This window comes from Corynebacterium sp. HMSC073B01, assembly GCF_001838255.1.
GTDB lineage: Bacteria > Actinomycetota > Actinomycetes > Mycobacteriales > Mycobacteriaceae > Corynebacterium > Corynebacterium jeikeium_D.
The window spans coordinates 1-12,893 of record NZ_KV836180.1 but is presented as its reverse complement, the minus strand read 5'-3'; the positions used below and the strand labels follow the sequence as shown (position 1 = coordinate 12,893).

The 12,893-nt window shown below is 56.7% G+C and carries 13 protein-coding genes; all 13 read left to right on the top strand.

Annotated elements, in window-relative coordinates; translation table 11 throughout:
* Positions 1-154 precede the first annotated feature (154 nt).
* Complete coding sequence (locus HMPREF2849_RS09070; protein WP_070602533.1) at positions 155-745, top strand: copper resistance CopC family protein; 591 nt, start codon at positions 155-157, stop codon at positions 743-745.
* A gap of 4 nt (positions 746-749) precedes the next feature.
* Positions 750-1,358, top strand: coding sequence for a copper chaperone PCu(A)C (locus HMPREF2849_RS09065; RefSeq protein ID WP_005511497.1), 609 nt, complete (start codon positions 750-752; stop codon positions 1,356-1,358).
* Between the two features lie 288 nt (positions 1,359-1,646).
* Positions 1,647-2,873: a Dyp-type peroxidase gene (locus HMPREF2849_RS09060; RefSeq protein WP_070862899.1), complete on the top strand. Its 1,227-nt coding sequence runs from the start codon at positions 1,647-1,649 to the stop codon at positions 2,871-2,873.
* 159 nt (positions 2,874-3,032) lie between these two features.
* Entirely contained in the window at positions 3,033-5,027 is a 1,995-nt protein-coding gene (gene thrS / locus HMPREF2849_RS09055; RefSeq protein ID WP_246822146.1) for a threonine--tRNA ligase, read from the top strand.
* Positions 5,028-5,177: 150 nt separating this feature from the next.
* A complete protein-coding gene (locus HMPREF2849_RS09050; RefSeq protein ID WP_070602540.1) occupies positions 5,178-5,813 on the top strand; it encodes an ATP adenylyltransferase in 636 nt (211 codons plus the stop codon).
* Positions 5,807-6,508 (top strand): phosphatidylinositol phosphate synthase, encoded by a 702-nt coding sequence (pgsA, locus tag HMPREF2849_RS09045; protein ID WP_070602542.1) that lies wholly within the window; start codon positions 5,807-5,809, stop codon positions 6,506-6,508. Before HMPREF2849_RS09050 ends, pgsA begins: the two co-directional genes overlap by 7 nt.
* 11 nt (positions 6,509-6,519) lie before the next feature.
* A complete protein-coding gene (locus HMPREF2849_RS09040; RefSeq protein ID WP_070862898.1) occupies positions 6,520-7,422 on the top strand; it encodes a phosphatidylinositol mannoside acyltransferase in 903 nt (300 codons plus the stop codon).
* 2 nt (positions 7,423-7,424) lie between these two features.
* Positions 7,425-8,567: a glycosyltransferase family 4 protein gene (locus HMPREF2849_RS09035; RefSeq protein ID WP_070602546.1), complete on the top strand. Its 1,143-nt coding sequence runs from the start codon at positions 7,425-7,427 to the stop codon at positions 8,565-8,567.
* Positions 8,568-8,620: 53 nt separating this feature from the next.
* Entirely contained in the window at positions 8,621-9,124 is a 504-nt protein-coding gene (locus HMPREF2849_RS09030; protein WP_016422677.1) for a hypothetical protein, read from the top strand.
* Positions 9,125-9,263: 139 nt separating this feature from the next.
* Positions 9,264-10,166, top strand: coding sequence for a pyridoxal 5'-phosphate synthase lyase subunit PdxS (gene pdxS / locus HMPREF2849_RS09025; protein ID WP_049172998.1), 903 nt, complete (start codon positions 9,264-9,266; stop codon positions 10,164-10,166).
* Between the two features lie 2 nt (positions 10,167-10,168).
* Positions 10,169-11,047: an acyl-CoA thioesterase gene (locus HMPREF2849_RS09020; RefSeq protein WP_070862897.1), complete on the top strand. Its 879-nt coding sequence runs from the start codon at positions 10,169-10,171 to the stop codon at positions 11,045-11,047.
* Positions 11,047-11,667, top strand: coding sequence for a pyridoxal 5'-phosphate synthase glutaminase subunit PdxT (gene pdxT / locus HMPREF2849_RS09015; RefSeq protein ID WP_048731318.1), 621 nt, complete (start codon positions 11,047-11,049; stop codon positions 11,665-11,667). Before HMPREF2849_RS09020 ends, pdxT begins: the two co-directional genes overlap by 1 nt.
* 79 nt (positions 11,668-11,746) lie before the next feature.
* A complete protein-coding gene (locus tag HMPREF2849_RS09010; protein ID WP_048731316.1) occupies positions 11,747-12,499 on the top strand; it encodes a YebC/PmpR family DNA-binding transcriptional regulator in 753 nt (250 codons plus the stop codon).
* Positions 12,500-12,893 lie beyond the last annotated feature (394 nt).

Genomic DNA, 12,893 nt, shown 5'->3' with positions numbered 1-12,893 from the left:
GTGGCATGCGGACACACTTTTCTTTACTTAACCCCTATATTCGTCCCTCTCGGGAACTTTTCTGGACTACCATCCGACAATAGGTATAAGGGCAGCGGTCAGACTACTGCTGTTCTTCTCGAACTGTCCCGCTTAAAGGAGTTGAACTGTTCTAGTGAGTCCCCGGGTCGCTTCAAGCGAAACGTTTCGGTTCTCAAAGTCGAGTTTCCGGCGTGCAGTAGCCGCCGCTGCGGCGCTTGTAGTCTTTGCAGGTGCGTCAGTTATTAATGCTGGCCCCGCGCATGCTCACGATTCCGTGCTGTCGTCTAACCCAGGCGACAAGCAGGTTCTCGATGAATTTCCGCACCACGTTTCTCTCAAGTTCTCCGGCAACCCCAAGAACAATTTCAACACCGTTGCAATTAGTGATGCAGATGCCAAGGAAGTCCTGTACTCCCACGAGCCAGAGGTAGTGGGTAACGAGGTCTCTTTGGATATTCCTGAGGAGATTAATCCAGGCCCTGGCAACTACATCATCGGTTTCCAGATTACGTCCTCGGATGGCCACTCCACTCGGGGTAAGACCACTTTCTCAGTGGCTGATCCGGATGCTGCTGGTGCAGCCGAAGCTGGGGCAGAATCTCGTCAAACCGGTGCGCACGCCGAGGAAACGAAGTCAATACCGCTATGGGCTTATGGCCTCGGTGGTGGACTCATCGTCATCATCGCCGCTGTCGTCATCGTTATTAATCGAAAGGCAAAATAGATACATGAAGCTCAATCGCACTGCAACTGCACTGATCGCTGGTTCCGCAGCCCTGACCCTTGCTCTGGCAGGTTGCTCGTCCGACGATAACACTGCTGCTGAGGTGACTGAGTCCGCAACCTCCGCTGCGACCGAGGCTACCTCTGAGATGGAGAAGAGCGATGCTGCTGTGCAGCTGGCCGATGCCTACATCAAGGAAAAGCCGGCTGACAAGGGCATGACCGCCATCTTCGGTACGCTGACCAACAACACCGATAAGGACATCAAGGTTTCCTCCTTCAAGCTTGAGGGGCTGAAGGAAGGCACGAAGTTCGAGCAGCACGACACCAAGGACGGCAAGATGTTCGAGGTGCCGGAAGGTTTGACGATTCCGGCTAATGGCGAACTCGTTCTCGAACCGGGTAGCACTCACTTCATGATTATGGACAATGATGAAGCTATGGATGTGGGAGCTGAATACAAGCTCGTCATTGAGCTTTCCGACGGCTCTAGCATTACCCAGGACGTTGAGGTTCGCGTCCAGCCAGCAGGTGAAGAGGACTACGGTAATGACGGTGACCTGAACAACCCAGAGCACATGGGCGGCGGTGAGATGGATCACTCGGGTCACTAATTCTTGTGACACGTTGGTCAAGTAATCGCTCGTCGTAAAGCGGGCGTGAGCTCAGGTACGTCGAGGAATTGACTAACTGGAATCTAATGGTGGCAGAAGCGCTGGAGTTTGGCAGGTTATTGCAGCATATGCAACGAACTCCGGCGCTTTTCTTTTTCCGAAAAAGGTTATCGATACGGTCGAATTGGATAGGCCAGTGGTTGCGTTGAAGCCATTGAAAAATCGGCGGATTTCCAGCCATCTCATGGGCTCCAGTTTGAAGTAATCAGAAAGGTAAGAGTGCACAAAATGTCCGAAGGCTTTTCCAGAAGGCGTTTTCTTGGCGGGCTCGGCACCGCCGCAGGAGCTTCAGCGCTCGCCCTGGGGGCGCCGGAAGCCCAGGCGATTGGGTTGGAACGTCCACAGGAAGAGCCGCCGAAACCGCCTTTGCAGACAGCAACCGTACCTTTTGATGGCGCCCACCAGGCGGGGATTGCGACGCCCGCACAGGCGAATCTATGGCTAATTGCCTTCAACGTGAGGAAGGGGGTCGATCGCAATCGCCTCCAAAACCTCATGCGTGCCTGGACGGATGATGCCCGCCGAATGACAGCCGGCAAGGCTACTCGAACGGACTTGGAACCTGAGCTCATGGGGAGTCCGGCCAATCTGACTATCACAGTTGGATATGGGGAGAATTTCTTCACAATCATCGATAGGGAAGACCAGAAGCCTGAGTGGCTGGGAGATCTGCCAAAGTACGTTAACGATGAGCTCCGCCCGGAGTGGAACGGCGGAGACCTGTGCCTGCAGATTTGTGCGGACGACCCAGTAATGGTCTCCCATGCGGCCCGAATGATGATCCGAAATGCAGGTTCTTATTTGGATGTTCACTGGGTGCAAGCTGGTTTCCAGCACGCCAATGGTTCTACGCAGGAAGGCGAGACCCCGCGCAATCTCTTCGGTCAGAAGGACGGTACGGTCAACCCGCGCACTCGTGAAGAATTCGACAAGCAGGTGTGGATTGATAGTGGTCCGGATTGGTTGCGGGGCGGTACAGCGATGGTTGTCCGCCGTATCGAAATGGATATTCCAGGCTGGGATGTGTTGGACCGCGAAAGCCGCACTGTTATTACCGGCCGAGATATCGGCACCGGCGCGCCAATTGGAGGTAAGGACGAGTTTGAGACCGTCGACCTGGCGAAGACTGATGAATATGGTCTGCCTCTGACGGATCCGAACAGCCATGTTGCGCTGTCAATGCCTCCGAAAGAGAAACCTAATCAGCGGATTCTGCGACGGGTCTACAACTATGACCTGCCACCGGAACCGAATGGTCGATTCGAGACCAACACCGGCCTGGTATTCATTTGTTTCCAGAAGGACCCGTTGGAGCAGTTCAATCCGATTCAAGAGCGGCTGTCCAAGAACGACCGTCTCAATCAGTGGATTTTCCACATTGGATCCGCCGTGTTTGTTATGCCACGAGGAACTTCTGAGGAGGAGTACTGGGCCCAGGACCTTTTCGAGGCCTGAGTTTTGACCGTGCGGTAAAGTGTGTGAACGACTGACGAAGGTCACCAGGTATGTGATTTTCGAAGACACTTTGAAAAGGAGTACACGCACGCCGTGTCAGAAGAATTTGCAACCCCAGCACCGTTTTCCGTGCCCGCAGGAGTTTCTGCGGGCGAGGCGATGAGAGACCTGGGTTTCCCGAACAAGGGCGTTGACGCCATCGTTTGTGTCCGCGACTCTGAAGGCAATTTGAAGGATTTGTCCTTTAAGCCAGAAGTGGAAACCGTCTTCGAGCCCGTTCCGGCGAATACTCCGGACGGTCGCGATGTCATCCGCCACTCTGCGACTCACGTGATGGCTCAGGCCGTGCAGTTGGAGTTCCCTGGGACGAAGCTGGGCATTGGCCCTGCCATCGACAATGGTTTCTACTACGACTTCCGTGTCGATGAACCTTTCTCGCCGGAGGATCTCAAGCGCATCGAAAAGCGTATGAAGAAGATCATCAAGTCTGGTCAGCGGTTCGAGCGCTTTGCGTTCGAGTCTGCTGATGAGGCGCAGGAAGCGCTTGCCGACGAGCCGTATAAGCTCGAGCTGATTGTTGAAAAGTCGGCCGGCAAGGTGTCCGAAGATGATGAGGCCAATGTCGACGTCGGTGGTGCAGGTACGACCTTGACCGGCTACCGCAACGTCAATCCGCGTACCGGCGAGACCGAGTGGTTTGATCTTTGCCGCGGCCCGCACGTGCCGACCACTCGCTACATCCCTGCTTTTAAGATCACGCGTTCTTCCGCTGCGTACTGGCGGGGTGACCAATCTCGAGATAACCTGCAGCGTGTTTACGGCACTGCGTGGGAGTCCAAGGAAGCGTTAGACGAGTACCTTGACCGCATGCTCGAGGCTGAGAAGCGCGATCACCGCCGTTTGGGCTCCGAGCTGGATTTGTTCAGCTTTCCGGATGAGATTGGTTCTGGTTTCCCGGTATTCCATGTCAAGGGTGGCATCATCCGCAACGAGATGGAGCAGCACTCCCGTCGCCGTCATATCGAAGCGGGCTATGACTTTGTGAACACGCCGCACGTAACTAAGGGTGACTTGTTCAAGAAGTCTGGTCACCTGGACTTCTACGCGGATGGCATGTTCCCGCCGATGCAGCTCGACGGCGAATATGACGAACACGGCAACTGCACCAAGGCTCCGCAGGACTACTACGTCAAGCCGATGAACTGCCCGATGCACAACCTCATTTTCGCATCGCGTGGTCGCAGCTACCGTGAACTTCCGATTCGTATGTTCGAGTTCGGCACCGTCTACCGCTACGAGAAATCAGGTGTTATCCACGGTCTTACCCGAGCCCGTGGCTTTACGCAGGACGATGCCCACATCTACTGCACCGAGGATCAGCTGGAAGAAGAGCTCACTAGTGTCCTCGACTTCATCATCTCGCTTCTGCGTGACTACGGCCTGGATGACTTCTACCTGGAGCTGTCTACGAAGGACGAAAAGAAGTTCGTCGGCTCGGATGAAATTTGGGAGAAATCCACAGCTATTCTCCAGCGTGTTGCCGATGCTTCTGGCCTCGAGCTCGTTCCTGATCCGGGCGGAGCCGCTTTCTATGGTCCGAAGATTTCCGTCCAAGCCCGCGATGCCATCGGCCGTACTTGGCAGATGTCGACGGTACAGCTCGACTTCAACCTGCCGGAGCGCTTCGAGCTCGAGTACACCGCACCTGACGGAACCAAGAAGCGCCCGATTATGATTCACCGTGCGCTTTTCGGCTCCATCGAACGTTTCTTTGGCGTCCTATTGGAGCACTACGCAGGTGCTTTCCCGGCTTGGCTGGCTCCGGAACAGGTTGTTGGTATTCCGGTTGCGGATGACTGTATCCCACACCTGGAGGACTTTGCTGCACAGCTGAAATCTCGTGGCATCCGCGTCCACGTGGATACGTCCGATGACCGCATGCAGAAGAAGATTCGCAACCACACCCAGGCCAAGGTTCCGTTCATGATTCTGGCTGGTGCCCGCGACATTGAGGCAGGTGCCGTCAGCTTCCGGTTCCTCGATGGCACCCAGATTAACGGGGTGGCAGTTGAGAAGGCTGTGGACATCATCTGTGATTGGGTTGCTTCGCGGAATAACGAACAGCCGAACAAGGAGAATGTCTCTGCTCTCTAGAGGTCGTTAACGCTCTCTAATTCGACCGCGTTGTTTTAACGGGTGAACCACGCGTGGTAATCCAAAGAAGTTAACCGCGAGGTCGTAAACTACAGCAGAGAAATATATGTGGTCGGGGCTTGAATGGGTCCCGGCCACGCAACGAAGGGGATGGCAGTGAATCAGTCGGGAAGTGAAGAGTTGCCTCCGCAGCAGCAGGGCAATGCCGGCCAGCAGAAATCGTCTGATGGCGTATACGTCGACAGCGGTTACGGCGAACCGGATCGGCTCACGCGCTTATGGGCACCGTACCGGCTGGATTACATCGTCAAGCGTGGTGTGCATAACTCCAAGCCATCCCGTAACCCCTTCGTTGATTTGCCGAAGCAAAGCGATGAGGAAGCACTCATTATCGCTCGCGGCGAGTGGGTGTATGCTGTTTTGAATCTGTTCCCGTACAACCCAGGGCACCTCATGGTGGTTCCATATCGCGAAGTCGCCAACCTTGAGGACTTGACCGACGAAGAAACAGCCGAGATGATGCGATTTGCCAAGCACGCGGTTCGTACTCTCAAATCGGTTTCGCGTCCGCACGCCGTCAATGTAGGTTTCAACTTGGGCAAGGCCTCCGGCGGTTCGGTCGCCGATCACCTGCATATGCACGTCGTACCGCGCTGGTCGGGTGACAGCAATTTTATGACCGTGATCGATGGCACCAAAGTGTTACCGCAGGCTCTTCGTCAGACTCGCGAGTTGCTTGCCGACGGCTGGCGTGCCCTTAATCGAGAGGATGGGGCAGCATGCTGAGTGTCCGTGGCAGGGCTCCAATCCGCCCAGTAGTTGAACCGATTGCCGCTGCACTTTTGCGGGTCGGCATTAGCCCGAACACGGTCACCCTGGTGGGAACGGTAGTTTCCGTTCTGCTTGCGGTAATCCTGATTCCTACCAACCATCTTTTCGCAGCTGCGGTGTCAATCGCTATTTTCACTGCTTTTGACCTGCTCGATGGCACGATGGCCAGACTTCGAGGGCAGGGAACGAAATACGGAGCGACGCTGGATGCTTCCTGTGACCGCATTACGGATGCTGCACTGTTCGGGGCGATAGCGTATTGGGTGGTGTATCACCATGACGCGGATTCAGTGCTGCTTATTCTGACACTGATCACTATGGGATCTTCCCAGGTCATTTCCTACGTTAAGGCTCGGGCAGAAGCTAGCGGCCTCAAGGTCAACGGCGGTCTCGTCGAACGTGCGGAGCGCCTGATTATCGGTCTAATCGGCATTGGGCTCCAGGGGCTTGGCGTGGACTATGCCCTCTACGTCGCAATGTGGCTCCTGGCGATTGGGTCGGTATTCACCGTCGTTCAGCGCTTGTACATGGTGGCTAAGCAGCCAGGAGGGTTGGATCCCATGGCCCCGCCAGAAGGCGCAGCTGATAGTTCATCTATCAACCCCGACTCTGCTACGAAGTCCACGGGTTCGGCTGATTCCAACAACTAAAGGAGGATACGATGACTAGTTTCTTCCTGCCTCGCTCGAAAGATGATTTCGTTGCGCTCGGCTATATGGCCGGGTGGAAGATTTTTGGTCTGCTGCCGGAACGCTTGGCCTACCGTATCGGCAACATTGCCGCCGATCGGGTAGCAGCAAATCCCGCGACTACCCGTCAGCTTCGCAAAAACCTGGCTCGCGTTATGGGCTGTCCGCCTGAGGAAGTGCCGCAAGGGCTTATTCGGGCTTCCATGCGTTCCTATCTACGTTATTGGGTGGAGGCATTCCGGTTGCCCTCCATCGCGTCGCCAGAGTTGGCAGACACGGTCGAATCCACCAGCGATGGGCTTGAACGAGTTGCTGAGGCCCTCGAGGCAGGAGATTCCATCGTTATCCCACTGCCGCATTCTGGTAACTGGGATATGGCAGGTATGTGGCTCGTTTCCCGCCATGGTCGGTTCAGTACCGTGGCGGAACGGCTAAAGCCAGAGGTGCTTTACGACGCTTTCGTGGAGTACCGCGAATCTCTCGGATTCCACATTCTCCCGCTTACCGGTGGCAAACCTGCGATGCCAGAACTCCAGAAGCGATTGGAAGAAGGTGGCGTTGTGTGCCTGCTGTCTGATCGTGATTTCGGCGGCCACGGGGTCCCGGTCACTTTTTTCGGCGAGCAGACGACAATGCCGGTCGGCGCGGCAAAGCTGGCACAGGACACGGGCGCTCGGCTTATGCCCGCCGGTCTGTCCTACACGCGCGATGGTTGGCGTTTTGTAGCGCATCCATTTGTGCCGACCGAGGGGCGCGAGCTGGCCGACATCGTCCAGGACATCGCTGCTGTTTTTGAATCTGATATTGCTCAGCATCCAGCGGATTGGCACATGATGCAGCCACTGTGGCCGGCGGATAAGAAGAGGTCAAAGTAGCCGTGCGAATCGGAATGGTGTGCCCGTACTCGTTCGATGTCCCAGGTGGTGTTCAAGCTCACGCGATTGACTTGTGTGAGGAGTTCATCCGTCGAGGCCACGAGGTCAGTCTTATCGGCCCGGCTAGCGCGCAGGCGGACGTGCCGGATTTCGTTGTTCGAGGTGGTGCCGCCATCCCGATTCCGTATAACGGCTCAGTCGCTCGGCTGTCTTTTGGTCCCCGCACGAGCCGTCGAGTCCGCACATGGATCGAGGAAGGTAGCTTTGACATCCTTCATATCCATGAGCCGAATTCGCCCAGTTTTTCGATGTTGTCGTTAGTGAACTCGGTCGGGCCAATTGTCGCGACCTATCACTCGGCGGCGACGGACTCCCTGGCATTGAAGCTGGCCACGCCATTTTTGCGGAAGTACCTCGAACGCATTCGGGGAGGTATCGCTGTCTCGGAAGTGGCGCGTCGCTGGCAGGTTGAGCAACTCGGCGGTGACCCGGTTCTCATTCCCAATGGTGTCCGTGTTGGTGATTTCGAGTCCTGCCCGGACGCCTCATCGCTGCCCGAGATTCCGCTACGGCGTGGGGGTTTCTATCGTCTTGTGTTCCTCGGACGTTTCGATGAATCCCGCAAGGGCTTTGACGTTCTGCTCGACGCCCTGCCAGCAATACGTGCGGAGATTCCACAGCTTGAGGTCTGCGTTGTCGGTGATGGTGATGTCGCGGCAGCTCGTCGTAAAGCGGGCAAAAACGCAGATGTCCTGCATTTCGTCGGCAGACTATCGGAGGATGCTAAGGCATCAATCCTCGCTGATGCGGATGCGTACATTGCCCCGCAGCGTGGTGGAGAGAGTTTCGGCATCGTGCTGGTAGAGGCGATGGCGGCGGGTGCGCCGGTGATCTCCAGCGACATCGATGCGTTCAAACTCGTGCTTGACGACGGCCATTACGGGCTTCACTTTGAAAACGGTAACTCCGCAGACCTTGCGGATGCAGTCGTACGCCTTTTGACGCAGCCAAAGTTGGGGGAGGAGCTTCGCGCACTCGGGCATGAACGGGCTTGGGAGTATGACTGGTCGCAGGTCGCCGACGGCGTTCTGCGTGTGTACGATACGGTGCGCATGGATGGCGAAAAGGTCGTCATTGCGCCATAGAGATTTCCGTCGTGTTAGCTGATTAAACGCAGCGGAGTGAAAGTGGGTTTTCGGTGGACGTAACCGTTCCAATCTGGGTCGTTGTCCTAGTCATTGCGCTGATTGTCGTACTCGTTAGCGGTTTGGTGGCTTCATCGACAGCGACGCGTTTGAACCGTATGCACATTCGCACGGACTTGGCGCGTTCTTCACTGGAAGCGGCGTTGGGGCGAAGGGCCGCAGTCGCTCGTGCCGCCTACCCGGAACTCGCCGGCGTAGTGACGAAGGTGGAAGCCACACCACTTAGAGCCAACAACACTGGACAGCGCGCAGACGTGGAAAACGAACTGACTAGGAAAATTGTGGCGCTCTATGAGGAACAGCCCGTGGACCGAACGATGGCAATTGAGCTTTCTGACGCCCACACGCGGCTCGAGCTCGCCCGCCGTTTCTACAATGATGCGGTGACGGATACGAAAGCACTGCGAGCCAGGCCGCTAGTACGCGCGCTGCGGCTGGCGGGCACTGCACCCGAACCGGAATATTTCGATGTTGCAGACGGACTGACAACTGCTTAATTGTGGGAAAATTCGCTGTTGTGCTGGAAGTTCGCCGTGTTTTGTGACTCAATGAACAGCACTGTCTAGTTCAGGCGTTATAGTGTTAAACGACTACAAACGGTCACATTCACCAGTTTTATTAGGGAAGTAGGGTTCGTTGAGCACGGTTGAGAACAACTCCGGGCAGGGCACCGCACGCGTGAAGCGCGGTTTCGCTGAGATGATGAAGGGCGGCGTCATTATGGACGTCGTTACGCCGGAGCAGGCCAAGATCGCTGAAGATGCCGGCGCAACTGCCGTGATGGCGCTGGAGCGTGTCCCCGCCGATATTCGCGCAGAGGGTGGCGTGTCGCGTATGTCTGACCCGGACATGATCGAGGGCATTATCAATGCCGTCTCCATTCCGGTTATGGCCAAGGCCCGAATCGGCCACTTTGTTGAGGCACAGGTTCTGCAGTCCCTCGGTGTTGACTTCATTGACGAGTCCGAGGTTCTGACCCCGGCCGATTACTCGAACCACATCGACAAGTTCGAATTCACCGTGCCTTTCGTCTGTGGTGCGACCAACCTGGGTGAGGCTCTGCGCCGCATCAACGAGGGCGCTGCCATGATTCGCTCCAAGGGCGAGGCCGGTACCGGTGATGTCTCCAACGCTGTGACTCACATGCGCACCATCCGCGCTGAAATTAACCGTCTGCGTTCTATGGCTCCGGACGAGCTCTATGTTGCCGCCAAGGAGCTGCAGGCACCGTACGAGCTGGTACGCGAGGTCGCTGAGACCGGTAAGTTGCCAGTCGTGCTGTTCACCGCAGGAGGCATTGCAACTCCGGCTGACGCTGCAATGATGATGCAGCTCGGTGCCGAGGGTGTCTTTGTTGGTTCCGGTATCTTCAAGTCCGGTGATCCGGAGAAGCGCGCCAAGGCTATCGTCCAGGCAACCCAGCACTACGATGATCCGAAGGTCATCGCTGATGTCTCCCGCGGTCTCGGCGAGGCAATGGTCGGCATCAACGTCGACGAGATTCCGCAGCCGCACCGACTCGCTGAGCGTGGCTGGTAAAAATGGCTAACATCCGCGAGGTATTAGATCTGGAGCAGATTGACCGGGACATTTTCCGTGGCCCAGTCATTAAGTCAATCCTGCAGCGCACTTTCGGTGGCCAAGTTGCCGGCCAGCCCCTCGTCGCGGCGACGCGCACGGTGGGTAATACCTTCGCGGTGAACTCCCTCCACGCCTACTTTGTAGGCCCGGGCCGCCCCCATATCCCGACGGTGTACATGGTCAAGCGTATTCGCGACGGCCGGTCTTTCTGCCACCGATCCGTCGAAGCTGTGCAAGATGGCCGTACGATTTTCGTCATGCAGGTCAGCTTCCACCGTAAGGGGGATGAGGGACTCGAGCACTCTGACGTGATGCGCAAGGTGCCAGATCCTGAAGACGTGGTCACCGACACCTCTGAGATGACGAACACACGTCGTCTACTAATGCGCGAGTGGGCGGACTGGGATATCCGGGTAGTGCCGAATGATCAGTTCGAACACAACAAGTACACCCCGTCCCAGCAGCTGGTGTGGTTCCGGTGCAAGGATCGCCTGCCGGATAACGAGACCTTCCATGTCTGCACGCTGGCGTATATGTCGGATATGACTTTGCTGTCATCGGCACTCGTTCCGCATCCAGGCGTTGAGGTCCAGGAAGCCAGCCTCGACCACGCGATGTGGTTTATGCGTCCGTTCCGTGCGGATGAATGGCTGCTCTACGACCAGATTTCGCCATCGGCGCACGCGGGTCGCGCACTGACTCACGGTCGCATCTTTAACCAAAAGGGCGAGCTCGTGGCCGTCGTCACGCAGGAAGGGCTGACCCGAAGCCTGGCCCCGGGTGTCGAGCCCGTGCCAGTGGCGACGAACTTCGATGCTCGCAGTGAGAACCTAGATTAATGACACAGGAAACAATCGGTATCCTCGCTCTTCAGGGCAACGTTGCCGAACACGGATATGTGCTTGACCAGCTCGGCGTCCCGCACCGAAAGGTGCGCTTGCCCCGTGATCTGGAAGGGCTTAGCGGCCTAATTTTGCCCGGCGGCGAGTCCACAACCATGAGCAAGCTGATGGTCTTCAATGAGCTTGAAGACCCGCTGCGGGAAGCCCTCCGCGATGGCCTTCCGGCATATGGCACCTGCGCCGGCATGATTTTGCTTGCCGACGAAGTGCTCGATACCCGTCCGGATGCCGTTAGCCTGGGGGCGATTGACATCACCGTCCGTCGTAACGCATTTGGCCGGCAAGTGGATTCCTTCGAAACTGACTTGGATATTCCGCAGCTGGCGATCAGTGGTGACCAGCCGCCTGTACACGCCGCCTTTATTCGCGCACCGTGGGTCGAGCGTGTCGGTGATGATGTTGAGGTGCTAGCGCGGGTGCCAGAATCGGCTGGAGAGACCGCAGGTACAGTGGTCGGAGTACGGCAGGGGGCTGCGATGGCCACCAGCTTTCACCCGGAGTCGACGGGGGAGACGCGGCTCCACGAGTTCTTTTTGCGAGAGCTTGTCGGCATTTAAATCCCCGGTTTGTATAATGAACACCTGACGAATTCCCATCTACATGGGTATTGACGAGAGGAATGGTAGGAACTAGCACATGGCGGGTCATTCAAAATGGGCAACCACAAAGCACAAGAAGGCTGCTAATGACGCCAAGCGCGCCAAAGAGTGGGCAAAGATGATCAAGAACATCGAGGTCGCGGCTCGTACCGGCGGCGGTGATCCTGCTGGTAACCCCACCCTCGATGACATGATTAAGAAGGCCAAGAAGGCCTCGGTTCCCAACGACAACATTGAGCGTGCCCGCAAGCGTGGTTCCGGCGAGGAGTCCGGCGGTGCTGACTGGGAGACCATTGTCTACGAAGGTTACGCACCTGGCGGTGTCGCTTTGATTGTGGAGTGCCTGACCGATAACCGTAACCGTGCTGCTTCCGATGTGCGCTCGGCGTTCAACAAGAACAACGGCAACATGGCAGACAACGGCGCCGTGGCGTACCTCTTCGAAAAGAAGGGTGTCGTCGAGCTGCCGAAGGGCGAGCTGACCGAGGATGACCTGCTTATGGCGGTTCTCGATGCTGGTGCAGAGGAGGTCAACGACCTGGGCGAAAAGTTCGAGGTTGTCTCCGCCTTTACCGATCTGATGAATGTCCGCACCGCTCTTGTCGATGCCGAAATGGAGTACGACTCCGCAGATCAGGACTACCGCGCTTCTACCACGGTGGCTCTCGATGCTGACGGTGCACGCAAGCTCTTCCGTCTGATTGACGCTCTCGAAGAGTCCGACGACGTGCAGAACGTCTACTCGAACGCCGACATCAGCGACGAGGTTATCGCCGAACTCGAAGACTAGGCGTTTGCTTGGCGACGGTTCCGCTGACCGGCTTCCCGGCGTTAAAGGATGCTCGTGCAGGGTAGTCTGCAGCGCTGAATTGCGCGGCGAGCTGGTGTGAATGGAAGATCCCCATCGGAGAGTCGTCCGATGGGGATTCTTTTGGGGGGAGAGAGACAGACAGAGTCAAAGAGTGTGTCTGATCCTCAGGATAGCGACTGGTCAGAGCCCGCCTGCGGGTAGCTCCACACCCTGGGGTTAAGGAGAAAAACTGACAACCCGACACACTGGCAACCTCAAAAAATTACGGGCTGCGCGTGTGAATACGGCTGCAAATGTGAAACTGTGCAGGTTTATGTCACTTTCAGACGATTTTTCAGGGGTAGGTTCAGGCGGTGAATGCATCACCACTTTC